This window comes from Streptomyces sp. NPDC029139 (assembly GCF_055564335.1).
Genome location: NZ_JBVHWN010000004.1, coordinates 246,208 through 271,109, shown reverse-complemented (window position 1 = coordinate 271,109; position 24,902 = coordinate 246,208). Strand labels below are relative to the sequence as shown.

Genomic DNA, 24,902 nt, shown 5'->3' with positions numbered 1-24,902 from the left:
CTACGGGGCCTCCGCGGCAGCTCCGGCCTCCGCGATCGCCCCGGGCTCGCCGATCTCCGCGTACCGCTGCACCCACGCGTGCATCGCGATGGCGGCCGCGGCCCCCGCGTTGATCGACCGGGTGGAGCCGAACTGGGCGATCGAGCACACCATCTCCGCGTGCTCACGGGCCTCCTCGGTGAGGCCCGGCCCCTCCTGGCCGAACAGCAGCACACAGCGCCTCGGCAGCACGGTCCGCTCCAGCGGCACCGCGCCCGGCAGATTGTCGATCCCGATGATGGGCAGACCCTCGGCCGCGGCCCACGCGGTCAGGGACTCGGTGTCCGGGTGGTGGCGCACATGCTGGTAGCGGTCTGTGACCATCGCCCCACGCCGGTTCCACCGCCGCCGGCCCACGATGTGGATCTCCTTCGCCAGGAAGGCGTTGGCGGTCCGCACCACCGACCCGATGTTGAAGTCGTGGCCCCAGTTCTCCACCGCGACGTGGAAGTCGTGGCGGCGGGTGTCCAGGTCGGCGACGATCGCCTCCCGCGTCCAGTACCGGTACCGGTCGACGACATTGCGCCGGTCCCCACCGGCCAGCAGCTCGGGGTCGTAGCGCTCGCCGTCCGGCCAGGGCTCCGGATGCGGCCCGACACCGACCTCGGGGGCGTACCCCTCGTCGTACTGGATCGGCTCGGACTGTTCAGCGATGCTCACCCCACGAGGGTACGGGGGGCCGGTTCCTCACCCGTACGGCGATGGTCGGGCACATCCCCGCGCCCTCGCGACAGCAGCCGGTCCCGGCCACGCACCACCCGTGCGCCCAGCCACACCAGGAACGCCGTCGGAAGGAACACGGCGTCCGCGGAGATCATCGCGAGCGAGAAGAGGGGCAGTCCGAGGAGCACCGCGATCCCGGCGTGCTCCAACATCATCGCCACCAGCAGGACGTTCTTGACCTTGCGGTTGAACAGGGCGAAGGGGAAGGCGACCTGGATCAGCACGGTGCCGTAGGTCAACAGCATGACGATCACGCCGTTGGAGCCGAGGAGATCGGACAGCGCGGGCCACGGCGCGAAGTAGTCCAGCTCGAGCGGGTAGTACAGCGCGGTGCCGTCCTGCCAGCGCGAGCCCTGGATCTTGTACCAGCCGGCCGTGGCGTAGATCAGACAGACCTCGGCCATGATCACGACGAGCGCCGCGTTGTGGGCCAGGTTGGCGAACACGTCGAGGAGGGTGCGCGGCTCGCCGGGGGCGTAGCGGCACACCACCCACCACAGCGCCTGCGACAGCCACAGCACCCACATCAGCACCAGCAGCCACAGCGATCCGGTGGCGTCGAGGAAGGCCGTGGCGGGGATCAGGAAACCGCCGCACACCACCCACAGCAGCGGCCCGACGGCGTCGCGGCGGGGCGGCAGCCCGTCGGAGGCCCGCCGTGCCTCTCTGGCGGCCCGCCGGGCGTCCAGGGACCACACCTGGCCGCAGCGGGTCAGGACGAGGTAGATCGCGGCGAGGTGGATGACGTTGTCGCCGCCGTCGCCCATGAAGACGGAGCGATTCTGCAGGGACAGGACCCCGACCATGAAGACCACCGACACGGCGCGGGTGCGCCAGCCCACCAGGAGCAGGCCCGCGGACAGCACGGCGACCGCGTAGACGATCTCGAACCAGAGCCCGCTGTCCGACCACATCAGTGCCGTGAAGGCGCTGTTGTCGGAGATCAGCCGTCGGCCCATCTCCCACGACCAGGGGCCGTCGGGGCCGTACAGCTCATGGCGGTGGGGCAGCTCGCGGAGCAGGAAGAGCAGCCAGGTGAGCGAGAAGCCGATGCGGATGATCGCGCTCTGGTACGGGCCGAGGGCGTGGGCCGTGACCTGCTGGACGGCCCGGGCGAGCCGCCGGTCGAACGGTTCGCGGGCACGACCACGGCCGGCGGGCCGGTCGGAAGGGCGGTCGGAGGCCCATGCGGAGGCGTGGTCCGGGGCCCGGTCGGAGGCGTGGTCCGGGACGTGGCCGCCAGTCCGGTCGGGGGTCCGGCCCGGGCCGCGGTCCGACGCCCGGTCGGACGTCCGCTCCGGTGCCTGCTCGGGGGGCTGTTCGGCGGATGGCTGGTTCACGAACGGCTGATTCACCGGGCCGCCTCCGTACGGTCGTCCTCGGAGCCGCCGGGCAGATCGGCGGCGGTCACCTTCCACCACGGGAACTCCCGGTGGACGGGCCCCGTGTCGGTCTTCTCGTTGCTCCACGACGGGGGCTGGACGGCGCGGGCGGCGGAGCGGAGCTGAATCTGCTCCACGGTGCCGCCAAGACGCCGCTCGTCGAGGCGGAGCATGACGATCCGGCGCATGTACAGCTCGGAGAGCTCCCCGCGCAGACCGTTGGGCCGGTGATCATCGGTGTGGGAGTTCAGATAGAAGTCCCACGCCCGGCGCAGCTCGTTCTGCTCCGTATGGCTGGGGATCAGGCTGCCGCGGATGGCCTCGACGTCCTGCCCGCTCAGATCGATCCAGCCGGTGGTGCGCCGGGTGCCGTCGTCACCGGTGACCTGCGCCCGGACGTGGACGGCGATGTTCTGCTGCAGCGGGTTGGGCGCGAAGAGCTTCCAGTTCTGTTCGAACTCGGGGTAGATCCAGTCGTCGACGGCCGCTCCGTGCTGCTTGGTCAGCGTGTTCGACGGCGCGACGTGCAGAAACACCATCGCGAGGTGGACGCAGGCGAAGACCCCCACGACAGCGAGCGCGACGGCCGCGGCGACCTGGTAGGGGAGCGAGAGCGAGGCGATTCCGGCGCCTTCGTGTGCCCCCGATCCGGTGACTGGGCGCCCCTCGCGCCCCCTCACGCCGTCGTACGAGTCCATCCCGCCCCGATCCCTATCGGTCCACCCCGGTTATCCACAGGGTTGACACCATACGGGCCGTCGACCGACCATTGAAGTCATTCAACCGAACGATCGGTCGGTAGGGGGTTCGATGACCACAGGGACGTCAGCGACAGCGGTGACCACGGACGCACAGGACGCACCGTCCGCGCGGGACGCGGCCACGGCGGCGACCCAGGCCGCCTACGAGGCGGTGTTCGACGCCGCCGTCGCCGCCGACGAGCGCATCGAGCCACGGGACTGGATGCCGGACGCCTATCGGGCGTCCCTCGTCCGCCAGATCGCGCAACACGCGCACTCCGAGATCATCGGCATGCAGCCCGAGGCCAACTGGATCACCCGCGCGCCCTCACTGCGCCGCAAAGCGATCCTCATGGCCAAGGTCCAGGACGAGGCCGGCCACGGGCTGTATCTGTACAGCGCCGCGGAAACCCTCGGCACCAGCCGCGACGAGCTCCTCGACAAGCTCCACTCCGGCCGCCAGAAGTACTCCTCGATCTTCAACTACCCCACGCTGACCTGGGCCGACGTCGGCGCGATCGGCTGGCTCGTCGACGGCGCCGCCATCACCAACCAGGTCCCCCTCTGCCGCTGCTCCTACGGCCCGTACGCCCGGGCGATGGTCCGCGTCTGCAAGGAGGAGTCCTTCCACCAGCGCCAGGGTTACGAAGCCCTGCTCGCGCTCTCCCGCGGCACCGACGCCCAGCACGCCATGGCCCAGGACGCGGTGAACCGCTGGTGGTGGCCCTCCCTGATGATGTTCGGCCCCCCGGACGACGAGTCGGCGCACTCCGCCCAGTCCATGGCCTGGAAGATCAAGCGCCACTCCAACGACGAGCTGCGCCAGCGCTTCGTCGACATCGCCGTCCCCCAGGCCGAAGCCCTCGGACTCACCCTCCCGGACCCGGACCTGCGGTGGAACGAAGAGCGCGGGCACTACGACTTCGGACCCATCGACTGGGCCGAGTTCTGGGACGTGCTCAAGGGCAACGGCCCCTGCAACGAACAGCGGCTCGACCGACGGCGCCAGGCCCACGAGGACGGCGCCTGGGTCAGAGAAGCCGCCGCGGCATACGCCGACAAGCACGCACAGCACCAGACGAAGGACGGGGAGGCAGGCGCATGACCACCGACGGATGGCCCCTGTGGGAGGTGTTCGTGCGCTCGCGCCGCGGACTGTCCCACACCCACGCCGGCAGCCTTCACGCACCGGACGCCGAGATGGCCCTGCGCAACGCCCGCGACCTGTACACCCGCCGCAGCGAAGGCGTCTCCATCTGGGTGGTGCCCTCCGCCGAGATCACCGCCTCCTCGCCCGACGAGAAGGACCCCTTCTTCGAACCGTCGGCCGACAAGCCCTACCGCCACCCCACCTTCTACGAGATCCCCGAGGGAGTGAAGCACCTGTGACCGCACAGACCACCGTGCCCGCGGCCGCCGCACTCGCCCTCGGAGACGACGCGCTCGTCCTCTCCCATCGGCTGGGCGAATGGGCCGGCAACGCCCCCGTTCTGGAGGAGGAGGTCGCCCTCGCCAACATCGCGCTCGACCTGCTCGGCCAGGCACGCATCCTGCTCTCCCTCGTCGGCGACGAGGACGAGCTCGCCTACCTCCGCGAAGAACGGGCCTTCCGCAACACCCAGCTCGTCGAGCAGCCCAACGGCGACTTCGCCCACACCATCGCCCGCCAGCTCTACTTCTCCACCTACCAGCGCCTCCTCTACGCCCGACTCGCCACCGGCGACGGACCGCTGACCGGACTCGCCGCCAAGGCCGTCAAGGAAGTCGCCTACCACCAGGACCACGCCGAGCACTGGACCCTCCGCCTCGGCGACGGCACCCCCGAGAGCCACGACCGGATGCAGCGCGCCTGCGACGCGCTCTGGCCCTACACCGGCGAGCTGTTCCAGCCCGTCGACGGCCTCGACGTGGACCACGAAGCGATGGAAAGCGCCTGGCTCGACTCCGTCACCACCGTCCTCGAAAAGGCCACGCTCACCGTCCCGAACGGGCCCCGCACCGGCGCCTGGGCCGCCGGAGCCGGCCGACAGGGCCTGCACACCGAGCCCTTCGGACGCATGCTGGCCGAGATGCAGCACCTGCACCGCAGCCACCCGGGGGCGACATGGTGACCATGACGGACCTGGAGCGGGAACTGAGTCGGATCGCCGGCGCCGTCCCCGACCCCGAACTGCCCGTCCTCACCCTCGAGGAACTGGGTGTCCTGCGCGGCGTCCAGGTCCTCGGCCCTGGCCGCGTCGAGGTCGAACTCACCCCCACGTACACCGGCTGCCCCGCCATCGAGGCGATGTCCAGCGACATCGAGCGCGCCCTGCACGAGCACGGCGTGCCCGAGGTCTCCGTCGTCACCGTCCTCGCACCCGCCTGGTCCACGGACGACATCAGCGAGGAAGGGCGGCGCAAGCTCGCCGAGTTCGGCATCGCCCCGCCCCGCCCCCAAGGCCCCGCCGGCGGGCCCGTCCCCCTCACCCTGGCCATCCGCTGCCCGCACTGCGGCTCCACCGAGACGGAACTGCTCAGCCGGTTCTCCTCCACCGCCTGCAAGGCGCTGCGCCGCTGCACGGCCTGCCGCGAACCGTTCGACCACTTCAAGGAGTTGTAGATGCCGTCCTCACAGGCCGGACGGGCTGGATTCCATCCGCTCCGGGTGAGCGAGGTCGAGCAGCTCACGGACGACTCGGTGGCCGTCACCTTCGCGGTCCCGCCCGAGCTGCGCGAGACCTATCGCCACACCCCCGGGCAGCACCTCGCCCTCCGCCGCGCCGGGCGGGACGGCGACGAGATTCGCCGCACCTACTCGATCTGCGCCCCCGCCGCCCCCGCCGGCCAGGAGCCCGTCCTGCGCGTCGGCATCCGGCTGGTCGACGGCGGTGAGTTCTCCACCTACGCCCTCAAGGAGCTGGCCGTCGGCGACACCGTCGACGTCATGGAACCGATGGGCCGCTTCACGCTCACCCCCCGCCCCGGCCACTTCGCCGCCGTGGTCGGCGGCAGCGGCATCACACCCGTTCTGTCGATGGCGGCGACCCTCCTCGCCCAGGAACCGGACGCCCGGTTCTGCCTCGTACGGAGCGACCGCACCGCGTCCTCCACGATGTTCCTCGACGAGGTCGCCGACCTGAAGGACCGCTACCCCGACCGCTTCCAGCTCGTCACCGTGCTCTCCCGCGAAGAGCAGCAGGCGGGCCTCCCCTCAGGGCGCCTCGACCAGGAACGGCTCACCGGCCTGCTCCCCGCCCTCCTGCCCGTCACCGACATCGACGGCTGGTTCCTGTGCGGGCCCTTCGGCCTCGTCCAAAGCGCCGAACGCGCCCTGCGCGGACTCGGCGTCGACCGGACCCGCATCCACCAGGAGATCTTCCACGTCGACGACGGCTCCGCGCCCGCACCCGCGGCCGGCGTCCGCGCCCCCGTCCACGCCACCCTGACCGCGACCCTGCACGGCCGCTCAGGCAACTGGCCCGTGCAGGAAGGCGAGACGCTCCTCGAGACCGTCCTCCGCGCCCGCGCCGACGCCCCCTACGCCTGCAAGGGCGGAGTGTGCGGCACCTGCCGCGCCTTCCTCGTCGACGGCGAAGTGCGCATGGACCGCAATTTCGCCCTGGAGCCGGAAGAGACCGAGGCCGGATACGTCCTGGCCTGCCAGTCCCGTCCCGCCACCGCGGAAGTGGAGCTCGACTTCGACCGCTGACCGCCCCCGCGGCACCACGGCCATTCCCTTCCCCTAGAACCTGTTCTATCTTGACGTCCCGTCAGATGAGCAATGGGAGGGCATGGCCGTGGACTTCACCTTCACCGAGGAACAGCAGGCGGCCGTCGAGGCGGCCAAGGCCGTCTTCGCCGACGTCACACCCGACGGCGTACCGAGCCCCGCGCTCACCGCCCGCGCCGTCGCCGACGACTTCGACCGACCCCTCTGGTCCCGCCTCGCCAAGGCCGACCTCCTCAGCCTCGTCCTCGCCCCCGAACACGGCGGCGCCGGCCTCGACACCATCGCCCTCTGCCTCGTCCTGCGCGAATCAGCCCGCGTCCTCGCCCGCGTCCCCATCCTGGAGACCAGCGCGGTCGCCATGACCATCCAGCGCTACGCCACCGACGACACGGCAGCCGCACTCCTGCCCCGCATCGGCCGCGGCGAACTCGTCCTCACCGCCGCCTCCAACGGACGCACCGGCCACGACCCCGCCGAACTCGCCGTCACCGCCGACCGCGACGACACCCACTGGATCCTCGACGGCCTCCAGAGCGCCGTCCCCTGGGCCCACGGCGCCGACCGCATCGCCGTCCCCGCCCACACCGCCGACGGACGCACCGTCCTCGCCCTGCTCCCCCGTAACCACCACGGCCTCACCCTGGCCGAGCAGTACTCCACGAACGGCGAACTCCTCGCCGAGCTCCACCTCGACTCCGTACGCCTCGACCCCACGGACGTCATCGACTCCGACGTCGCCTGGGAATGGCTCCGCGGCGTCCTCGCCACCGGGACCTGCGCCCTCGCCCTCGGACTCGGCGAGAACGTCCTCGCCATGACAAGCCGGTACACCGGCGAACGGGAACAGTTCGGCCACCCCGTGGCCACCTTCCAAGCCGTCGCCGTCCAGGCCGCCGACCGCTACATCGACCTGCGCGCCATGGACGCGACCCTCTGGCAGGCCGCCTGGCGCATCAGCACCGGAGCCGGCGGCCCCCTGCCCCCCGCCGCGGACATCGCCGTGGCCAAGATCTGGGCAGCGGAAGGCGTCCGCCGCGTCGTGCAGACCGCCCAGCACCTCCACGGCGGCTTCGGCGCGGACACCGACTACCCCCTGCACCGCTACCACGCCTGGGCCAAGCAGCTCGAACTCGCCCTCGGCCCCGCCGCCGCCCACGAGGAAGCCCTCGGCGACCTCCTGGCCGCCCACCCCCTCGGATGAACCGCCCTACAGGACGAAGCCCGGGCTGCCGTCGTTCGACACGACCGGCCGCCCGGCACCGTCCCAGGCGAGCATCCCGCCGTCGACGTTCACCGCGTCGATTCCCTGCTGCACCAGATACTGCGTGACCTGAGCCGAACGGCCACCGACCCGGCACATCACATACGCGCGGCGCCCCTCGGCCACCGCCTCGGTCACCTCACCGAAACGCGCCACGAAGTCGCTCATCGGCACATGCAACGCGTCCACGACATGACCGGCCGCCCACTCGTCGTCCTCCCGGACATCCAGCACCAGGGCATCGGCCGGCACGGAGGCCGCGTCCACGGAGGGAAGCGGGGAGAAATTCATGGAACAGGCCTTCTCTCATCAGAACCGTGGTCTCGCAAAAAACCTACTGCACCAGCGAAGCCAGTTCCGCCTCCCGATCGGAGACCTGCGCCAGCAGCTGCTCCGCGATCTCCTCCAGCAGCCGGTCCGGGTCGTCGGGCGCCATCCGCAGCATCGCGCCGATCGCACTCTCCTCCAGCTCCCGCGCCACCAGCGTCAGCAGCTCCTTGCGCTGTGACAGCCACTCCAGACGCGCGTACAGCTCCTCGCTCTCGCTGAGCCGCTCCTCCTCCGGAACGGGCCCGGCGGCCCACTCCGCGGACAGCTCGCGCAGCAGCGCCACGTCACCGCGCGCGTACGCGGCGTTCACCCGCGTGATGAACGCGTCACGCCGCTTCCGCTCGTCCTCGTCCCGCGCCAGATCCGGATGGGCCTGACGGACCAGTTCCCGGTACAGCTTCCGGGCCTCCTCGCCGGGCCGGACGCGCTTGGGCGGCTGCACCGGCTGCTCGGTCAGCATCGCGGCGGCCTCGGGGGACAGCCCGTCGGAGTCGATCCAGTCGTGGAAGAGTTCCTCGACGCCGGGCATCGGCATGACGATCGAGCGCGCTTCCTCCGCCCGCCGCAGATCCTCCGGATCCCCGGTCCTGGCCGCCCGCGCCTCAGCGATCTGCGCGTCCAGCTCGTCGAGCCGGGCGTACATCGGGCCGAGTTTCTGGTGGTGCAGCCGGGAGAAGTTGTCCACCTCGACCCGGAACGTCTCCACCGCGATCTCGAACTCGATCAGCGCCTGCTCGGCCACCCGCACGGCCTTCTCCAGCCGCGCCTCGGGCCGCTCCGCCCCGGCCTCGCCACCCGCACCCGCGCCCGCGCTCGCGCCCGGGTCCACGTCCTGGTCCACGCCCACGTCCTCGCTCCGGTCCGTCACCCCACCAGCCTACGATCCCCCGGGGGCCCTCCCCCCTCCCTCCCCCGCCCCCATCCCCCCGTGTCCTCCGTGGCTGTCGGCCGCCCGGTGGTGGGCAGGCGTCGGCCTTCACACTCCGAGCTCGGCCGCTATCCGGCCGGTGCGCACCGCCGCGACCAGGTCGGCGTGGTCCGCCGTGGTGCGGTCCGCGTACGCGACGGCGAAGGCGGCGATCGCCTCGTCGAGCTCTTCGTTCTTGCCGCAGTAGCCGGCTATCAGGCGTGGGTCGGCGCTGTGGGCGTGCGCGCGGGCCAGCAGGGCGCCGGTCATGCGGCCGTAGTCGTCGACCTGGGCCGGTGTGAGGGCGGCCGGGTCGACGCTGCCCTTGCGGTTGCGGAACTGACGCACCTGGAAGGGGCGCCCCTGCACCGTTGTCCAGCCGAGGAGGATGTCGCTGACGACCTGCATGCGCTTCTGTCCGAGGACCACGCGCCGTCCCTCGTGTGCCGGTTCGTGGGCGGTGAAGCCGACGGCCGGCAGGTGGGGGAGCAGGGCCGAGGGCCGTGCTTCCTTCACCTGCAGCACCAGGGCCTCGCCCCGGTGGTCGAGGAGCAGTACGACGTAGGAGCGGGTGCCGACGCTTCCGGTTCCGACGACGCGGAAGGCGACGTCGTGGACGGCGTACCGGGCGAGCAGGGGCAGGCGGTCCTCGGAGACGGTGGTCAGGTATTCGCCCAGGGAGGCGGCGACGGCCGCCGCTTCCTGGTCGGGGACGCGCCGCAGTACGGGTGGGGCGTCCACGAAGCGCCGGCCTTCGCCGTCGGTGTCGGTGACGGGCTCGGTCGATCTGGCGGCAAACCGTGCGCTGGTGTTGTTCCTGGCCTTCTCCGAGACCCGGTCGAGGGTGCCGAGCAGGTCTCGGGCGTCGGTGTGCGAGACGAGTTCCTCGTCCGCGATGGCGTTCCAGGCGTCGAGGGCGGGGAGCCGGGCGAGCAGGCGCATCGTGCGGCGGTAGGCGCCGACGGTGTCGAAGGCGGCGGCCCGGCAGGTGTCCTCGCTCGCTCCCGCCTCCCGTCCGGCGAGCACGAGTGAGGTGGCGAGCCGCTTGAGGTCCCATTCCCAGGGGCCGACGACGGTCTCGTCGAAGTCGTTGAGGTCGATGACGAGGCCGCCGCGGGCGTCGCCGTAGAGGCCGAAGTTGGCCGCGTGCGCGTCGCCGCATATCTGGGCGGCGACGCCGGTGACGGGGGAGCCGACGAGGTCGTGGGCCATGAGTCCGGCGGAGCCGCGCAGGAACGCGAAGGGGCCGGCGGCCATTCTGCCGACGCGTATCGGTGCGAGTTCCGGCACGCGGTCGCGGCTCGATTCCTCGACGGCCCGGACGGCGTCGGGCCGGTCGGGGGCGAGTGTGAGGGTGTCGTGGGCGGTGCGGGGGACACGCTCGCGCAGCCGCTTGCCCTGTTCCTTGGGGGTGTTCGTCGCCCCTGCGGCTGCCCGCTGCGCGAACCCGGCCACGTGCGGAACGCGTCCGCCGGCCGTGTCTCGCTGTTCTGGTACCAGTGCGCGGATCTCGCCCATGGGACATCCTCCCCCGACCTCGTGTGACGCTGTGCAACATCAACTGGGCATGACGGTACCGCCGGGCTCGGCGGCCCGTCTTCCCCTGTGGACAACGGGCTGTGGACAACGGGTGCGGCCCGCCGACGCCCGTCGTGCACAGGGCCTCCGCGGACTGGAAGCTGCTGTCGGCGACGGGCGGAGCGGGCTGAGCGGGTGGGGCGGGCTGCCAGGGGCTCAGACGCCTACGGCCTCTTCCATCTCCTCCTCCGTCTGCTCCTCGGCCGGGCCGGCCGCCAGCGAGGGGACGGCCGCCGGTGAGGGGACGGCCGCCGGTGAGGGGATGGCCGCCTGCCGCCGGCGTGCTTCCGCCACGGCCGCGAGGGCCGTCACGGCGACTCCCGCGAGGAACCAGAGCGCGAGGACGAGGAGGTGTCCTCCGAGTGCGTTGTCGTCGAAGTAGACGTGGCTGCGGACGCCTTCGACGAATCCGGCGCCGTTCCAGAAGGCGTGCAGTGCGGCGAAGAAGCCGGGCTGGAGTTCGGGGCGGTAGATGCCGCCGGAGCTGGTGAAGTTGAGCATGACGAACAGCACCATCACGCCGAGGGTGGTCCAGCGGCGCAGGAAGGTGTGGAGGCCGACGCCGATCAGCAGGATGCCGGCCGAGTACAGCCAGGACATGGCCCAGACTCCGCCGAGCCCTCGGTCGACGAGGTGGAACATCGGTCCGGCGAAGACGGTGCCGATGAGGCTGACGACGAGCGACATTCCGGTGGCGAGCAGGGCGCGGATCCTCATGGGGAGGACGGCGCCCGCGCCGCCGATGACGGCGACGGATGCGTAGGAGCCGATGCTGAGGGCGACCAGGAGGAAGAAGATGCCCTGCCCGGTCGGGTCACCGTGGGAGACGGGGGCGACGTCGGTGACCTTCAGGGGCGCGTCCTGTCCGGCCGCGATCTTGGTGAAGACCTTCTCGACGGCCATGGCGCTGGTGTCCGAGGAGGCGGAGGCGACGAGCAGTTCGGGGTGGGCGCCGGGGATGTAGGCGCCGTAGGTGGACTGGTCGTGCAGTGCGGAGACGGCGGTCTCGCGGTCGGTGACGGTACGGACGTCGAGGGCGCCGGCGCTCTTGTCGTGGAGGGTCTGGGCGAGGACCTGAGCGCTGGGCCCGGATCCGACGATGTCGACGCGTAGGTCGTGGGGGTGGGGGGCGTGGAAGGCGCCGAGGTAGGCGAGTCCCATGCCGAGGCACATGAGCAGCGGGGTGAGCAGGTGCCCGAGGACGTGCCGTAGCGCCGTCGCCGGGGGTGATCCGGCCGGTGCCTGTCGCTTCCCTACGGACGGCTCCGGTCCCGCCGATGCCGGTTTCGGCGGTGCCGATCGCGTTTCTGCGGACATGAGCGCTCCATGGTTGGCTTTTACAACTAAACAACCGTTGTACTATACAACTGAAAAGCGCCCAGCACACCCGGGCCCAGAGGAGCGCACATGACCGACGCCCCGACCGACTTCCCGCCGGACGCCCCGATTGGCACCCTCGCCGACACCGCGGCCCGCACCCCGACCGACACCGCGGCCCGCACCCCGACCGACACCGCGGCCGGCAACTCGATCGGCGCCACCCGTGAGACATCGGTCGAGACCATCCAGCGGGAGCTGACGGCGTTCGCCCGTCGGGCCCGCGCCGCGGCCGCCCGGCTCCATCCGGAGCTGCCACTCGTCTCGTACACGCTGCTCGCGCACATCGTGGACCAGCGGGGCTGCCGCGCCACCGACCTCGCCGCCCACTATCTGCTGGACAAGTCGACGGTCAGCCGCCAGGTCGGCGGCCTGGAGAAACTCGGCCTGGTCGAGCGCCGCCCGGACCCCGACGACCACCGCGTCCAGGTGCTGCACCCGACAGAGGCGGGCACCCGCCTGCTGGCCTCCACCCAGGCGAGCCGCCTCGCCGCCTACCAGGAACGCCTCAAGGACTGGCCGGCCGAGGACCTCGCCCGGTTCGCCGCGTACCTGCTCCGCTACAACGCGGCCGGCACCGCCGGCCTCTCCGACGGCCCCACCCCCACGGCCGACCGCTAGAGCCTGGCGTCACGCGCCAGCAGCGCCGCCTGCACCCGGTTCTCGCACCCCAGCTTGGCCAGGATCCGGCTGACGTACGTCTTCACGGTGGCCTCGCTCATGTGCAGGCGCCGCCCCGCGTCCGCGTTCGACAGTCCCTCCCCGAGCACGGCGAGCACCTCGCGTTCCTTCTCGCTCAGCCCCGCCACCCGCCCCCTCGCCTGTTCGGCGCGCGCCACCTCCCGCCCCGAGGCCAGCTGCTCCACCACATGCCGGGTGGCGGCGGGCGAGAGATAGGCGTCGCCCGCCGCCGCGGCCCGTACCGCCCGGATGAGTTCGGCGGGCGCCGTGTCCTTGAGGAGGAAGCCCACGCCGCCGTGCTCGAGGGCGCGCAGCACGTTCTCCCGCTCGCCGAAGGTCGTGAGCACGATCACCTTCGTGGAGGGCGCCGCGCGGCGCAGTTCGGGCAGCGCGGAGAGCCCGTCGAGAACCGGCATCTGGATGTCGAGGAGCGCGACGTCGGCGGCATGGGCCCGCGCCTGCTCGACGGCCTCCCGGCCGTTCGCCGCCTCCGCCACCACCTCGATGTCCTGGTCCGAGGTGAGGATCATCCGGATCCCGGCCCTGATCAGGGGCTCGTCGTCGGCGATCACGACCCTGATGCGCTGCCCTGTCACAGCTTCTCCCCCACGGCTACCGATTCGGGCGGGTCACGCTAGCGCTTGACCTCGTACGACTTCTTCTCGATCAGCTTGCCGTCCTTGAAGCAGAACCGGAAAACCGGCTCGGCCTCCATGGCGTCGCCGACCTCCGAGGACATGAGGACCAGGCACTTCGAACCCTCGGGCTCCTTGGGCCCCTTGCCGTGCAGCCCGGTGGTCGCGATCGTGTCGCCGGAGGGCAACTGGCCGCGCACCTCCTGCTCGGGCGCGCCGACCTGGACGCTGTCGTACTGAGCGGGTTCGATCATCCCCTCCCGCATCGACCCCATGAGGAAGTAGATGCCGAAGCCCCCGGCAACCAGCAGCAGCACCAGCGCGGCGAAGGCGATCCCGCATCCCAGCGCGACCCCGCCACTCTTGCCCCTGCCCCCGCGCAACGCCATCGCCAGCTCCCGTTCCGTGAACGTCCAGTCGGCCGGTCCGACCGTGACCGGACCACGGTCGCCCACCAGGGGCTGCGTCGACTGCTGCCGGAAGTCGTCGGCCGCATCGACCAAAGGCGCTGCTTCCACCACCCCGTAGGGCAGTACGCCGGCCACCCGGAACCCGCCGCCGTCGGCCGGGCCGGCGTGGACCATGCCGCCGACGAGCCGGGCCCGCTCGTACAGCCCGGTCAGCCCCTGTCCGCCGCTCACCACGTCCCGCGGCGGGGTCGCGACGTCCTCGTTGACGATCTCGATGACCAAGGAGTCCGGCTCGTACCGCACTTCGACGTCGATCGGCGCGCCCGGCGCGTACTTGTAGGCGTTGGTGAGGGCTTCCTGGACGATCCTGTACGCGGCGTGGTCGGCGGCCGGTGGCAGGGGCTGGTACTCCCCGCGCCGCCGCAGCTCCACCCGGTTGCCCGCGGCCCGCGCCGCCTCGACGAGCCCCTCGATACCGGCGGTCCCCCGCGCCGCCCGTCCCGATTCGTCGCCGGCCCGCAGCGGTGCGGCGAGCTCCACGGCCGGTGCCTCGACGCCGTCGCGCAGAATGCCGACGACCTCGCGCAGCTCGTGCATCGCGGTCACCGAGGCGTTCCGCAGGACCCCGACGACCTCCCGCTGCCGGTCGGTCAGCTCGCGGTCGACCTCCAGGGCTCCGGTGTGCACGGAGATCAGCGCCAGCTGATGGCCGAGGCTGTCGTGCATGTCCTGGGCGATGCGCTGCCGCTCGCGGAGCCGCGCCTGCCCGGCCACCATGGCACGCTCCCGCAGCAGCTGGGCGTTGCGCTCCTGCAGCGCGTGCAGGAGGCTCCTGCGCTGCGTCCAGTACCGGTTGGCGAGCCCGGGGGCCAGCGTCGTGGCGAGGTAGTACAGCGTCGTGATGAACACGACGGTCAGGGACCGGTGCAGGTCCCCGATGTCCAGCAGGCTCGTGGCGATGTTGAGTACGTACGCGACGGTGAACGCGATCAGAGCCCGCCCGGCACCGGCGATGTACCGGCCGGCCGACCAGCCGACGAGTATCAGGAGCACCAGGAAGCCGGGGACGAGAGGGGCGAGTCCGCCGGTGACGATGAGGACGGTCGAGGGGAGCCTGCGGCGCAGCAGCGACAGCACGGCGGCGGCCGACGCCACCCCGACGAGCTGCCAGCCCTCTCCGCCGAGCAGTTCTTCCGTACCGGCGGCCAGCAGCGCCATGACGACGGCGAGCACCACCTCGCCGGCGGTCCGGCGCCGCGACCACATGACGGGCGTCGCGAACCATGTCCAGCCGGCGCCGATCCGGGCCCTGATCTTCGAAGTCGCGTCCACGCTCGCACCCTAGGCAGCGCCCGGCCCGGCCCGCGGCTCTCTTTCGTCTCGTCCCACCGCGACGAAGGTCTCACCCCCCACCACCGGCACCGTGCCCGCGCCCAGCACCCACCACGCGCGCACCCGCGCCCCCTCGCACGATTCAACGCGCACGCACATACGCGGAAGCCCCGTAGGTCGATGACCTACGGGGCTTCCGTCTGGTGCGCGAGGGGGGAGTTGAACCCCCACGCCCTTTCGGGCACTGGAACCTGAATCCAGCGCGTCTGCCTATTCCGCCACCCGCGCATTGGGTGTGCTCCGGGCTTCCTCACCTTTTCGGTGCGATCGCCTGGCGACATCTGAAGATTAGCACGCCGCAGACCGTGGATTCACATCCGTTTGTTTGGGCGCCTCCCCGAGCGACAAGGACGAGGAGCGGGCCGACGCACCACCGGACCACAGGACGACCGGACCGCCGCGAGGGCCGGACCGCCGGACCGCCGCGAGGGCCGAGGGCGAACAGCGAGACGAACGGGCGGACGAACAGAAGGATGAACGGACGGGCGACCAGAAGCACGGACAGGCGGACGGACGGACAGACGGAAAGACGCACAGACGGACGGACGCACAGGGAAGGAAGGCAGACTCGGCGTGAACGACGAGCCCATGGGTAACGGGAGGAACGGGACGGACGACGCCCGCCGTCCTGCCCCGCTCCCCCTGCTCGCTCCCCGGGTGCGGGACACTGTCCAGGGGCCCCCTCTACGATCCGTGGGGAAGGCTTGTGAGAGGTGACACTCGTCCACAGGGCAGAGAAGGGGAACCAGCCGATTTCCCGACGCGTGGATACGATCAGTAAGCAGTACCAGGACGACAACGACGGAGGAGGTGCCCCATGGGAGTCCTGAAGCGTTTCGAACAGCGGCTCGAAGGTCTGGTCAACGGCACCTTCGCCAAGGTCTTCAAGTCCGAGGTCCAGCCCGTCGAGATCGCGGGCGCTCTCCAGCGCGAGTGCGACAACAACGCGACGATCTGGAATCGCGAGCGGACCGTCGTCCCCAACGACTTCATCGTGGAGCTGAGCGCGCCGGACTACGAGCGCCTCAGCCCGTACTCGGGCCAGCTCGGCGACGAGCTCGCCGGCCTGGTCAGGGACTACGCCAAGCAGCAGCGCTACACCTTCATGGGCCCCATCAAGGTCCACCTGGAGAAGGCCGACGACCTCGACACCGGTCTGTACCGGGTGCGCAGTCGCACGCTCGCGTCGAGTTCGTCACAGCACGCCGCCGCCCAGCCGTCCCCGGTCGCCGGTCCCCAGCCGGGCCGTGCTCCGGGTGGATACGGCTATCCTCCGGCCGGTGCTCCGCCGATGCCCGCCGCCCCGCCGCCGGGTGCGGCCGGTGCGCCGCGGCCCGGCCAGCCGCCCGTCGCGGGCCGACCCGCGGCCGGTGGTCCCGGCCCCATGCCTGCCTCCGGCGCCCAGGTGCGCCGGTGGATCGAGATCAACGGCACCCGCCATCAGATCTCACGCCCGACCCTGGTCCTTGGCCGCAGCACCGACGCGGACGTGAGGATCGACGATCCCGGCGTCTCCCGCCGGCACTGCGAGATCCGGACCGGAACGCCCTCGACGATCCAGGATCTCGGATCCACCAACGGCATCGTGGTGGACGGGCAGCACACCACCCGCGCTACGCTCCGCGACGGCTCGCGGATCGTCGTGGGCAGCACCACCATCGTTTACCGGCAAGCCGAAGGGTGAAGCGGGGGCAATGTCAGAGCTGACCCTGACGGTCATGCGGCTGGGTTTCCTGGCCGTTCTGTGGCTGTTCGTGATCGTGGCCGTCCAGGTCATCCGCAGCGACCTGTTCGGCACGCGTGTCACGCAGCGCGGTTCGCGCCGCCAGGACGCCCGTCCGCAGCAGAACGCACGCCAGGCGGCCGCCGCGCCGCCTCAGCAGCGCGGACAGCAGAACGCGGGCGGTGGGCGGCAACGCCGCGGCGCCCCGACCAAGCTGGTCGTCTCCGAGGGCACCCTCACCGGCACGACGGTCGCCCTGCAGGGGCAGACCATCACGCTGGGCCGGGCGCACGACTCGACGATCGTGCTGGACGACGACTACGCGTCCAGCCGCCATGCCAGGATCTACCCGGACCGGGACGGGCAGTGGATCGTCGAGGATCTCGGGTCCACCAACGGCACGTATCTCGACCGGACCCGCCTCACCACCGCCACGCCGATTCCGCTGGGCGCGCCGATCCGCATCGGCAAGACCGTCATCGAGCTGCGGAAGTAGTGCTACGTCATGTATGAGTGCGAGCGGAGCGAGCGGGCCGGGGCGGTCGCCACGGCGGGCCGCGCGGCGGATCGCCAGGTCCCGGCCGCGTCCCGGCACGGGCTCCCGACCGGAGGGTGGGCAGTGTGGCTCGAGACCGGCTGTACCCCGAGGCGGCGTCGACGGGGCAGGTGCGCATGAGTCTGTCACTGCGCTTCGCCGCCGGGTCGCACAAGGGCATGATCCGCGAGGGCAACGAGGACTCCGGTTACGCCGGTCCCCGGCTGCTCGCCATCGCCGACGGCATGGGCGGCCAGGCCGCCGGTGAGGTCGCCTCCTCGGAGGTGATCTCCACGCTCGTCACCCTCGACGACGACGTCCCCAGCTCGGACATCCTCACCTCGCTCGGTGCCGCGGTGCAGCGGGCCAACGACCAGCTGCGGATGATGGTCGAGGAGGACCCCCAGCTGGAGGGCATGGGCACCACGCTCACCGCCCTGCTGTGGACGGGCCAGCGCCTCGGCCTGGTGCACGTCGGCGACTCCCGGGCGTACCTGCTGCGGGACGGGGTGCTCACGCAGATCACCCAGGACCACACGTGGGTGCAGCGGCTCGTCGACGAGGGCCGGATCACCGAGGAAGAGGCCACGACCCACCCGCAGCGCTCGCTGCTGATGCGCGCGCTGGGCAGTGGCGACCATGTCGAACCGGACCTGTCGATCCGTGAGGTCCGGGCCGGCGACCGCTATCTGATCTGCTCCGACGGGCTGTCCGGAGTCGTCTCTCACCAGACGATGGAGGACACCCTCGCCAGCTACCAGGGCCCGCAGGAGACCGTGCAGGAGCTGATCCAGCTCGCGCTGCGCGGTGGCGGCCCCGACAACATCACGGTGATCGTGGCCGACGTCCTCGACGTCGACGGCGGTGACACCCTGGCCGGTCAGCTCAGCGACACCCCGGTGATCGTGGGCGCGGTCGCCGAGAACCAGGTGCAGCCCGCCGACGGCGGGGCGATGCAGACCCCGGCCGGCAGGGCTTCCGGGCTCGGCCGTCCCGCGCCGCACCAGCAGCCCCCGGCGGGCGGATTCGGCCCGCCCGGCAGCGGCGACGACCACGGCTACGGCGGGATGCCGCCGCAGGGCTCCTTCGGGTCCTACAGCGACGAGGACTTCTCCAAGCCGCGCACCGGCCGCAAGTGGCTGAAGAGGAGCTTCTTCCTGCTCCTGGCGCTGGCCGTGCTCGGCGGCGGCGCGTACGGCGGCTACCGCTGGACGCAGACCCAGTACTACGTCGGCTCCAAGGACGAGCACGTGGCGCTGTACCGGGGCATCAGCCAGGACCTGGCGTGGGTCTCGCTCTCGGAGGTGGAGAAGGACCACCCCGAGATCGAACTCAAGTACCTCCCGCCGTACCAGCGCAAGCAGGTCGAGGACACGATCGCCGGCGGCAGCCTCGGCAAGGCGCAGACGAAGATCGCGGAGCTTTCCGCGCAGGCGTCGGCGTGCAAGAAGGCCGAGCAGCGCCGCGAGGCCGCCGACAAGGCCGCGGACCAGGCGAGCAAGCCGCCCGCCGACGGTTCCACCCCCGACTCCAAGCCCACCACAGCCGCTCCCTCCCCGGGCCCCACCCTCACGGAGGACGAGCAGAAGCTGGCCTCGAACTGCGGCAAGCAGTAAGCACCCGTAGGGGGCCTTCACCACCATGAGCGTTGTCACCAACACGACCACCATCGGCGCGATCGAGGCGCCGAGCCGGCGCAACACCGAGCTGGCGCTGCTGGCGTTCGCCGTCGTCATCCCGGTGTTCGCCTACCTCAACGTGGGCCTGGCGATCGACGGCGAGGTGCCCGCGGGCATGCTCGGGTACGGGCTCGGCCTCGGCCTGCTCGCGAGCGTCGCGCACCTCGTCGTGCGCAAGTTCGCCCCGTACGCGGACCCGCTGCTGCTGCCGCTGGCGACCCTGCTGAACGGCATGGGCCTGGTGCTGATCTGGCGCCTGGACCAGTCGCCGCGCATCATCGCCCGCTACAAGACGTTCAGCCCGGACGCCCCGAGCCAGATGTTGTACTCGGCGATCGCGGTCGCGATGTTCGTGGGTGTCCTGCTGATCCTGAAGGACCACCGGGTCCTCCAGCGCTACACGTACATCTCGATGGTGGCGGCCCTCGTCCTGCTGCTGCTGCCGCTGGTGCCGGGCCTGGGCGCGGACGTCTTCGGCGCGAAGATCTGGATCAACGTCGGTGGTTTCTCCATCCAGCCCGGTGAGTTCGCCAAGCTGGTCCTGGCGGTGTTCTTCTCCGGCTATCTGATGGTGAAACGGGACGCGCTGGCGCTGGCCAGCCGCCGCTTCATGGGCCTCTACCTGCCGCGTGGCCGTGACCTCGGCCCGATCCTCACGATCTGGGCCGTCAGCCTTCTCATCCTGGTCTTCGAGAACGACCTCGGTACGTCGCTGCTGTTCTTCGGCATGTTCGTGATCATGCTGTACGTGGCGACGGAGCGGACGAGCTGGGTCGTCATGGGTCTGCTGATGTCCACCGCGGGCGCGGTCGTCGTCGGCTCCACCGCCACCCACGTCAAGTCCCGTGTGGCCGCCTGGCTCGACCCCTTCGAGTGCCTGAAGACGGCTCCCGAGGGATCGAACATGGCCGCCGCCTGTGACCAGATGACCCAGGTGCTGATGTCCTTCGGCTCCGGCGGCATCCTCGGCACCGGTCTCGGCCAGGGCAACTCCGACCTGATCGGCTTCGCCGCCAACTCCGACTTCATCTTCGCCACCGTCGGCGAGGAGCTCGGGCTGGCCGGTGTGATGGTCTTCCTGCTCCTGTACGGCCTGATCATCGAGCGCGGTGTCCGCACCGCCCTCGCGGCCCGCGACCCGTTCGGCAAGCTGCTCGCGATGGGCCTGTCCGGCGCCTTCGCCCTGCAGGTCTTCGTCGTCGCCGGCGGTGTGATGGGCCTGATCCCGCTGACCGGTATGACCATGCCGTTCCTCGCGTACGGCGGTTCCTCCGTGATCGCCAACTGGGCCCTGATCGGCATCCTGATCCGGATCAGCGACACCGCGCGCCGCCCGGCGCCCGCCCCCGCCCCGTCCCCCGACGCCGAGATGACCCAGGTGGTCCGTCCGTGAACAAGCCCCTGCGCCGGGTCGCCGTCTTCTGCGGCCTGCTGGTCCTCGCCCTGCTGCTCCGCGACAACTGGCTCCAGTACGTCCGCGCCGACGAGCTCAACGCGCACCCGAAGAACCGCCGCGTCACGATCGAGCGGTACGCGAACGAGCGCGGCAACATCATCGTGGACGGCAAGCGGATCACCGGGTCGGTCGACTCCCAGGACCCGTACTACCGGTTCAAGCGGACCTACATCGACGGCCCCATGTGGGCGCCGGTGACCGGCTACGCCTCGCAGGCGTACGACGCCAACCAGATCGAGAAGATCGAGGACGGCATCCTCACCGGCAACGACGACCGGCTCTTCTTCGACCGGACGCTGGCGATGTTCACCGGCGACAAGAAGAAGGGCGGCGACGTCGTCACGACGCTGAGCGGCGCCGCCCAGAAGGCCGCCTTCGAGGGGCTCGGCAGCAAGACGGGCGCCGTCGTCGCCATCGAGCCCAAGACCGGCAAGATCCTCGCGCTCGCCTCCACTCCGTCGTACGACCCCTCGACCTTCGCCGGCTACTCCGCGAAGGACGAGAAGGCGTGGATCGCGCTGGAGAAGGACAAGAACAAGCCGAAGCTCAACCGCGCGCTGCGCGAGATCTACCCGCCCGGCTCCGTCTTCAAGGTGGTCACGGCGGCGGCGGCGCTGGAGAGCGGCAAGGTCACCGACATCAACGCGGCGACGGACACCCCGGAGCCGTACAAGATCCCGCTGTCCACCAAGCCCATGGTCAACCACGCGAGCGGGTGCGAGAACGCCAGCCTGAACAAGGCGCTGGAGGTCTCCTGCAACTCCGTCTTCGCCAAGCTCGGTGACGACGTCGGCCGCGACAAGATGGTCGAGACGGCCGAGAAGTTCGGTTTCAACGCCGAGCAGTTCACCCCGGTCCGCTCGGCAGCCTCCGTCTACGACAAGCAGATGGACCGCGGCGGCAACGCGCTGTCCTCCATCGGCCAGTTCAACACCGCGACCACCCCACTCCAGATGGCCATGGTCACGGCCGCGATCGCCAATGACGGCAAGCTGATGAAGCCGTACATGATCGACAAGCTGCAGGCTCCGAACCTCGACGTGATCAAGCAGAACGAGCCGGAGGAGATGAGCCGCCCGGTCTCCGCGCAGACCGCGCAGCAGCTCCAGCAGATGATGGAGAACGTCGTCTCGAACGGCACGGGCGGCAAGGCCGACCTGAACATGGATGGCGTGAAGGTCGGCGGCAAGACGGGTACGGCCCAGCACGGCGAGAAGAACGCCAAGCGTCCCTACGCCTGGTTCATCTCCTACGCCAAGACCGACCAGGGCTCTCCGGTCGCCGTCGCCGTGATCGTCGAGGACTCCGCCGGCACGGACCGTGAGGACATCAGCGGTGGCGGCCTCGCCGCCCCGATCGCCAAGGCTGTGATGAAGGCGGTTCTGAAGAGCAGGGGCTGACCTTCAAAGGGCGGGCACTGGCCAGTAGCGGCCAGGTACCGGTCCTGTATCAGGTGGCGGTCGCGGGCGGAACGCCTTCCCGTGGCCGGTAGCGTATGCGCGAACAGCACACCGCCGGACCACACACGGGTGCGGTCGGGACAGACGGAGAGGGCTGGATCAGTTATGGAAGAGCCGCGTCGCCTCGGCGGCCGGTACGAGCTGGGCTCGGTGCTCGGCCGTGGTGGCATGGCGGAGGTCTACCTCGCCCACGACACCCGGCTCGGCCGCACCGTCGCCGTGAAGACGCTGCGGGCCGACCTCGCCCGCGACCCGTCCTTCCAGGCCCGGTTCCGCCGTGAGGCCCAGTCGGCCGCCTCGCTCAACCACCCCGCGATCGTCGCTGTCTACGACACCGGCGAGGACATGGTGTACGACAGCGCGTCCGGCGGGGGTTCCGGGGTCTCCATCCCGTACATCGTGATGGAGTACGTCGACGGCTCGACCCTGCGTGAGCTGCTGCACTCCGGGCGCAAGCTGCTGCCGGAGCGCACGCTCGAGATGACGGTCGGCATCCTCCAGGCGCTGGAGTACTCGCACCGGGCCGGCATCGTGCACCGTGACATCAAGCCGGCGAACGTCATGCTGACGCGGACCGGTCAGGTCAAGGTCATGGACTTCGGCATCGCGCGCGCCATGGGCGACGCGGGCATGACGATGACGCAGACCGCGGCGGTCATCGGCACGGCGCAGTACCTCTCGCCGGAGCAGGCCAAGGGCGAGCAGGTCGACGCCCGCTCCGACCTGTACTCCACCGGTTGTCTGCTGTACGAGCTCCTGACCGTCCGGCCGCCCTTCGTGGGCGACTCGCCGGTCGCGGTCGCGTACCAGCACGTGCGGGAGGAGCCGCAGCCGCCGAGCAACTTCGACCCCGAGATCACGCCGTCGATGGACGCCATCGTCCTGAAGGCGCTGGTCAAGGACCCCGACTACCGCTACCAGTCCGCGGACGAGATGCGGGCCGACATCGAGGCCTGCCTCGACGGGCAGCCGGTCGCGGCCGCGGCGGCGATGGGTGCGGCGGGGTACGGCGGCGGTTACGGGAACGGTTACGGCGGCTACCCGGACGACCAGCCGACGACGGCGCTGCGCCAGACCGACCCGGCCGGCCAGACCTCGATGCTTCCGCCGGTGAACCCGGACGACGGCGGCTACGGCTACGACGACCGCCCGGCCCGCCGACGCCAGAAGAAGTCGAACACCTCGACGATCCTGCTGGTCCTCGCGGGCATTCTGGTGCTGGTCGGCGCGGTCCTCATCGGCCAGTACCTGTTCAAGAGCAAGGAAGGCGCCGACCAGGTGCCCGTGCCGCAGCTCGTCGGCCACACGCTCAAGGAAGCCGAGGGCCTGACGACCAACGCCCAGGTGAAGCTCGTCAAGGCGGGCTCCGAGCGCTGTGCCCAGGACGCGGGCAAGATCTGCAGCCAGACCCCGGTGGCCGACGGCGTGGCCAAGATGGACATCGGCGCGACGATCTCCGTCATCGTCTCCGAGGGCGCCCCGCAGGTCGAGGTCCCTGACGTCACCGAGAAGTCCCAGGAGAGCGCGGAGCAGTCCCTCAAGGACAAGGGCTTCAAGGTCAAGATCGAGTACGAGGAGTCCGACGAAGAGGTCGGCCGGGTCCTCAAGCAGAACCCGACGGGCGGCTCCAAGGCGGAGCAGAGCGCCGAGGTCACGATCACGGTGTCGAAGAAGAAGCAGACACCGCTTCCCGACGTCACGGGCCGGGACGTCAACGTCGCCATCCAGCAGCTCAACGCGCTCGGTTTCACCAACATCGCGCGCCAGGAGGTGGACTCGGAACAGCCTGCCGGCCTGGTCATCGAGCAGAGCCCCAAGGGCAACACGGACCAGCCCAAGGACAGCCAGATCACGCTGAAGGTCTCCAAGGGCCCGCAGCAGACCCAGCAGCCCGTTCCGAGCCTCTTCGGTCTGACCGTGGACCAGGCCCGCGCCCAGCTGGCCGCGACGGGCTACCAGCTCGGCAATGTGGACGGCTCGGCGGACGGCAACGCCCGTATCAAGGAGCAGGACGTCGCGGCCGGCACGGTGGGTCAGCCCAACCAGGCGATCAACGTGAAGACGTTCGGCGGCGGCGACGGCGGCGGCTTCTTCGACTGACCACCGGCCGCACCGGCAGGACCACGTGAAGAGCCCCGGCATCCTCCTGGATGCCGGGGCTCTTCACGCTCGGGGCGGCCCGCCCCGTCAGAGGGCGGCCGTCACCGCAGCTCCGCCGGCGGCGTGCGTGCCGCGTCCACCTTCTCCGTGCGCTCCAGTTCGCCCCACACGATGTACCGGTAGTCCGACGTGTACATCGGCGTGCACGTCGTCAGCGTGATGTAGCGGCCGGGCTTGGTCCTGCCCGACTCCTCGGGGACCGGCTGGAGGACGTCCACGTTGTACTTCGTCGTCTGTGGCAGGGACTTGTAGACCTTGTAGACGAACCAGGTGTCCTTGGACTCGAAGACGATCGAGTCGCCGTTCTTCAACTTGTGGATGTTGTGGAACTTCGCCCCGTGCCCGTCGCGGTGCGCGGCGAGCGTGAAGTTGCCCTGCTTGTCCTGCGGGAGGGCCGACTTGACCGGGTCGAGGTAGTAGCCGGCGACACCGTTGTTGAGCGTGTCGGAGTCCGTGCCCTTCTTGACGAGTATCTCGTCGCCGCCCATCGCCGGGACGTGCAGGAAGCCGATGCCGTCCTTGGTGTCCAGGGCGCCCGGGCCGCCCGCCCAGCGGTCGCGGACCTGGTCGCCCTCCTTGTCGGCGGCGCGGTCGGCGAGGACGTTGGTCCACCACAGCGAGTAGACGACGAAGAGGCCGAGGACCAGGCCCGCGGTGATGAGGAGCTCACCGAAGACACTGATGACTCCGGCGATCCGGTTGCGCGCACGTGCCACTGACGT

At 70.7% G+C, this 24,902-nt stretch carries 23 protein-coding genes and 1 tRNA gene; 13 read left to right on the top strand and 11 right to left on the bottom strand.

Annotation, left to right across the window (positions count from 1 at the left end; genetic code table 11):
* Genes ACZ4VW_RS12290 through ACZ4VW_RS12280 form a run of 3 tightly spaced genes read right to left on the bottom strand, consistent with a single transcriptional unit; the run spans position 1 to position 2,842 of the window.
* Entirely contained in the window at positions 1-699 is a 699-nt protein-coding gene (locus ACZ4VW_RS12290; RefSeq protein ID WP_467961239.1) for a TrmH family RNA methyltransferase, read from the bottom strand.
* On the bottom strand, positions 696-2,102 hold the full coding sequence (locus tag ACZ4VW_RS12285; protein WP_467961237.1) for an HTTM domain-containing protein: 1,407 nt from the start codon (positions 2,100-2,102) through the stop codon (positions 696-698). Before ACZ4VW_RS12285 ends, ACZ4VW_RS12290 begins: the two co-directional genes overlap by 4 nt.
* Positions 2,103-2,113: 11 nt before the next feature.
* On the bottom strand, positions 2,114-2,842 hold the full coding sequence (locus ACZ4VW_RS12280) for a DUF5819 family protein (protein ID WP_467961235.1): 729 nt from the start codon (positions 2,840-2,842) through the stop codon (positions 2,114-2,116).
* A gap of 112 nt (positions 2,843-2,954) precedes the next feature.
* Here ACZ4VW_RS12280 and paaA point away from each other — a divergent pair, with 112 nt between their 5' ends.
* From paaA to ACZ4VW_RS12250, 6 genes are all read left to right on the top strand, one after another.
* Positions 2,955-3,989, top strand: coding sequence for a 1,2-phenylacetyl-CoA epoxidase subunit PaaA (gene paaA / locus ACZ4VW_RS12275; RefSeq protein WP_467961233.1), 1,035 nt, complete (start codon positions 2,955-2,957; stop codon positions 3,987-3,989).
* Positions 3,986-4,273, top strand: a complete 288-nt coding sequence (gene paaB, locus ACZ4VW_RS12270; protein WP_467961231.1) for a 1,2-phenylacetyl-CoA epoxidase subunit PaaB — start codon at positions 3,986-3,988, stop codon at positions 4,271-4,273. Before paaA ends, paaB begins: the two co-directional genes overlap by 4 nt.
* A complete protein-coding gene (paaC, locus tag ACZ4VW_RS12265) occupies positions 4,270-4,995 on the top strand; it encodes a 1,2-phenylacetyl-CoA epoxidase subunit PaaC (RefSeq protein WP_467961229.1) in 726 nt (241 codons plus the stop codon). The genes paaB and paaC overlap by 4 nt, the downstream gene beginning before the upstream one ends.
* Positions 4,989-5,486, top strand: coding sequence for a 1,2-phenylacetyl-CoA epoxidase subunit PaaD (paaD, locus tag ACZ4VW_RS12260; protein WP_467961227.1), 498 nt, complete (start codon positions 4,989-4,991; stop codon positions 5,484-5,486). Before paaC ends, paaD begins: the two co-directional genes overlap by 7 nt.
* Positions 5,487-6,575, top strand: coding sequence for a 2Fe-2S iron-sulfur cluster-binding protein (locus ACZ4VW_RS12255; protein ID WP_467961225.1), 1,089 nt, complete (start codon positions 5,487-5,489; stop codon positions 6,573-6,575). It abuts the gene before it with no gap.
* A gap of 88 nt (positions 6,576-6,663) precedes the next feature.
* The gene (locus tag ACZ4VW_RS12250) at positions 6,664-7,797 is read left to right on the top strand and encodes an acyl-CoA dehydrogenase family protein (protein ID WP_467961874.1); all 1,134 of its coding nucleotides are present in this window, start codon (positions 6,664-6,666) and stop codon (positions 7,795-7,797) included.
* Positions 7,798-7,803: 6 nt separating this feature from the next.
* On the opposite strand, the gene ACZ4VW_RS12245 is transcribed toward ACZ4VW_RS12250, so the two are convergent.
* From ACZ4VW_RS12245 to ACZ4VW_RS12230, 4 genes are all read right to left on the bottom strand, one after another.
* Positions 7,804-8,148, bottom strand: a complete 345-nt coding sequence (locus tag ACZ4VW_RS12245) for a rhodanese-like domain-containing protein (RefSeq protein WP_467961223.1) — start codon at positions 8,146-8,148, stop codon at positions 7,804-7,806.
* 43 nt (positions 8,149-8,191) lie between these two features.
* On the bottom strand, positions 8,192-9,016 hold the full coding sequence (locus tag ACZ4VW_RS12240) for a hypothetical protein (protein WP_467961872.1): 825 nt from the start codon (positions 9,014-9,016) through the stop codon (positions 8,192-8,194).
* A gap of 147 nt (positions 9,017-9,163) precedes the next feature.
* The gene (locus tag ACZ4VW_RS12235) at positions 9,164-10,612 is read right to left on the bottom strand and encodes a DUF2252 domain-containing protein (RefSeq protein WP_467961219.1); all 1,449 of its coding nucleotides are present in this window, start codon (positions 10,610-10,612) and stop codon (positions 9,164-9,166) included.
* A gap of 216 nt (positions 10,613-10,828) precedes the next feature.
* On the bottom strand, positions 10,829-11,989 hold the full coding sequence (locus tag ACZ4VW_RS12230) for an ABC-2 transporter permease (RefSeq protein ID WP_467961216.1): 1,161 nt from the start codon (positions 11,987-11,989) through the stop codon (positions 10,829-10,831).
* Positions 11,990-12,079: 90 nt separating this feature from the next.
* Between ACZ4VW_RS12230 and ACZ4VW_RS12225 the strand changes: the two genes are divergently transcribed.
* Positions 12,080-12,670: a MarR family winged helix-turn-helix transcriptional regulator gene (locus ACZ4VW_RS12225; protein ID WP_467961214.1), complete on the top strand. Its 591-nt coding sequence runs from the start codon at positions 12,080-12,082 to the stop codon at positions 12,668-12,670.
* Here ACZ4VW_RS12225 and ACZ4VW_RS12220 read toward each other — a convergent pair.
* The 3 genes from ACZ4VW_RS12220 to ACZ4VW_RS12210 all read right to left on the bottom strand — a co-directional run bounded on the left by ACZ4VW_RS12220 (position 12,667) and on the right by ACZ4VW_RS12210 (position 15,395).
* Complete coding sequence (locus ACZ4VW_RS12220) at positions 12,667-13,326, bottom strand: response regulator transcription factor (RefSeq protein ID WP_467961212.1); 660 nt, start codon at positions 13,324-13,326, stop codon at positions 12,667-12,669. The genes ACZ4VW_RS12225 and ACZ4VW_RS12220 overlap by 4 nt on opposite strands.
* Positions 13,327-13,364: 38 nt before the next feature.
* Positions 13,365-15,041, bottom strand: coding sequence for a sensor histidine kinase (locus tag ACZ4VW_RS12215; protein WP_467961870.1), 1,677 nt, complete (start codon positions 15,039-15,041; stop codon positions 13,365-13,367).
* Between the two features lie 267 nt (positions 15,042-15,308).
* A tRNA-Leu gene (locus ACZ4VW_RS12210) sits at positions 15,309-15,395 on the bottom strand.
* Between the two features lie 589 nt (positions 15,396-15,984).
* On the opposite strand from ACZ4VW_RS12210, the gene ACZ4VW_RS12205 reads away from it, so the two are divergent.
* The 6 genes from ACZ4VW_RS12205 (at position 15,985) to pknB (ending at position 24,120) form a co-directional block, all read left to right on the top strand.
* Entirely contained in the window at positions 15,985-16,851 is an 867-nt protein-coding gene (locus ACZ4VW_RS12205) for an FhaA domain-containing protein (protein WP_467961210.1), read from the top strand.
* A gap of 10 nt (positions 16,852-16,861) precedes the next feature.
* A complete protein-coding gene (locus ACZ4VW_RS12200) occupies positions 16,862-17,386 on the top strand; it encodes an FHA domain-containing protein FhaB/FipA (protein WP_361849502.1) in 525 nt (174 codons plus the stop codon).
* 176 nt (positions 17,387-17,562) lie between these two features.
* Complete coding sequence (locus ACZ4VW_RS12195; RefSeq protein WP_467961208.1) at positions 17,563-19,041, top strand: Stp1/IreP family PP2C-type Ser/Thr phosphatase; 1,479 nt, start codon at positions 17,563-17,565, stop codon at positions 19,039-19,041.
* A 25-nt stretch (positions 19,042-19,066) separates the two neighbouring features.
* On the top strand, positions 19,067-20,497 hold the full coding sequence (locus ACZ4VW_RS12190; RefSeq protein ID WP_355110682.1) for an FtsW/RodA/SpoVE family cell cycle protein: 1,431 nt from the start codon (positions 19,067-19,069) through the stop codon (positions 20,495-20,497).
* Positions 20,494-21,960 (top strand): peptidoglycan D,D-transpeptidase FtsI family protein, encoded by a 1,467-nt coding sequence (locus ACZ4VW_RS12185; protein ID WP_467961206.1) that lies wholly within the window; start codon positions 20,494-20,496, stop codon positions 21,958-21,960. The genes ACZ4VW_RS12190 and ACZ4VW_RS12185 overlap by 4 nt, the downstream gene beginning before the upstream one ends.
* 165 nt (positions 21,961-22,125) lie before the next feature.
* Positions 22,126-24,120, top strand: a complete 1,995-nt coding sequence (pknB, locus tag ACZ4VW_RS12180; protein ID WP_467961204.1) for a Stk1 family PASTA domain-containing Ser/Thr kinase — start codon at positions 22,126-22,128, stop codon at positions 24,118-24,120.
* A 101-nt stretch (positions 24,121-24,221) separates the two neighbouring features.
* On the opposite strand, the gene ACZ4VW_RS12175 is transcribed toward pknB, so the two are convergent.
* Positions 24,222-24,896: a class E sortase gene (locus ACZ4VW_RS12175; protein WP_467961202.1), complete on the bottom strand. Its 675-nt coding sequence runs from the start codon at positions 24,894-24,896 to the stop codon at positions 24,222-24,224.
* Between the last annotated feature and the right edge of the window lie 6 nt (positions 24,897-24,902).

Coding starts and splice junctions, on each gene's coding strand:
- ACZ4VW_RS12280 (WP_467961235.1), bottom strand. CDS start 2,842: ATGGACTCGTACGACGGCGTGAGGGGGCGCGAGGGGCGCCCAGTCACC.
- paaA (WP_467961233.1), top strand. CDS start 2,955: ATGACCACAGGGACGTCAGCGACAGCGGTGACCACGGACGCACAGGAC.
- paaB (WP_467961231.1), top strand. CDS start 3,986: ATGACCACCGACGGATGGCCCCTGTGGGAGGTGTTCGTGCGCTCGCGC.
- paaD (WP_467961227.1), top strand. CDS start 4,989: ATGGTGACCATGACGGACCTGGAGCGGGAACTGAGTCGGATCGCCGGC.
- ACZ4VW_RS12255 (WP_467961225.1), top strand. CDS start 5,487: ATGCCGTCCTCACAGGCCGGACGGGCTGGATTCCATCCGCTCCGGGTG.
- ACZ4VW_RS12245 (WP_467961223.1), bottom strand. CDS start 8,148: ATGAATTTCTCCCCGCTTCCCTCCGTGGACGCGGCCTCCGTGCCGGCC.
- ACZ4VW_RS12235 (WP_467961219.1), bottom strand. CDS start 10,612: ATGGGCGAGATCCGCGCACTGGTACCAGAACAGCGAGACACGGCCGGC.
- ACZ4VW_RS12230 (WP_467961216.1), bottom strand. CDS start 11,989: ATGTCCGCAGAAACGCGATCGGCACCGCCGAAACCGGCATCGGCGGGA.
- ACZ4VW_RS12225 (WP_467961214.1), top strand. CDS start 12,080: ATGACCGACGCCCCGACCGACTTCCCGCCGGACGCCCCGATTGGCACC.
- ACZ4VW_RS12215 (WP_467961870.1), bottom strand. CDS start 15,041: ATGTGGTCGCGGCGCCGGACCGCCGGCGAGGTGGTGCTCGCCGTCGTC.
- ACZ4VW_RS12205 (WP_467961210.1), top strand. CDS start 15,985: ATGGGAGTCCTGAAGCGTTTCGAACAGCGGCTCGAAGGTCTGGTCAAC.
- ACZ4VW_RS12200 (WP_361849502.1), top strand. CDS start 16,862: ATGTCAGAGCTGACCCTGACGGTCATGCGGCTGGGTTTCCTGGCCGTT.
- ACZ4VW_RS12195 (WP_467961208.1), top strand. CDS start 17,563: ATGAGTCTGTCACTGCGCTTCGCCGCCGGGTCGCACAAGGGCATGATC.
- ACZ4VW_RS12190 (WP_355110682.1), top strand. CDS start 19,067: ATGAGCGTTGTCACCAACACGACCACCATCGGCGCGATCGAGGCGCCG.
- pknB (WP_467961204.1), top strand. CDS start 22,126: ATGGAAGAGCCGCGTCGCCTCGGCGGCCGGTACGAGCTGGGCTCGGTG.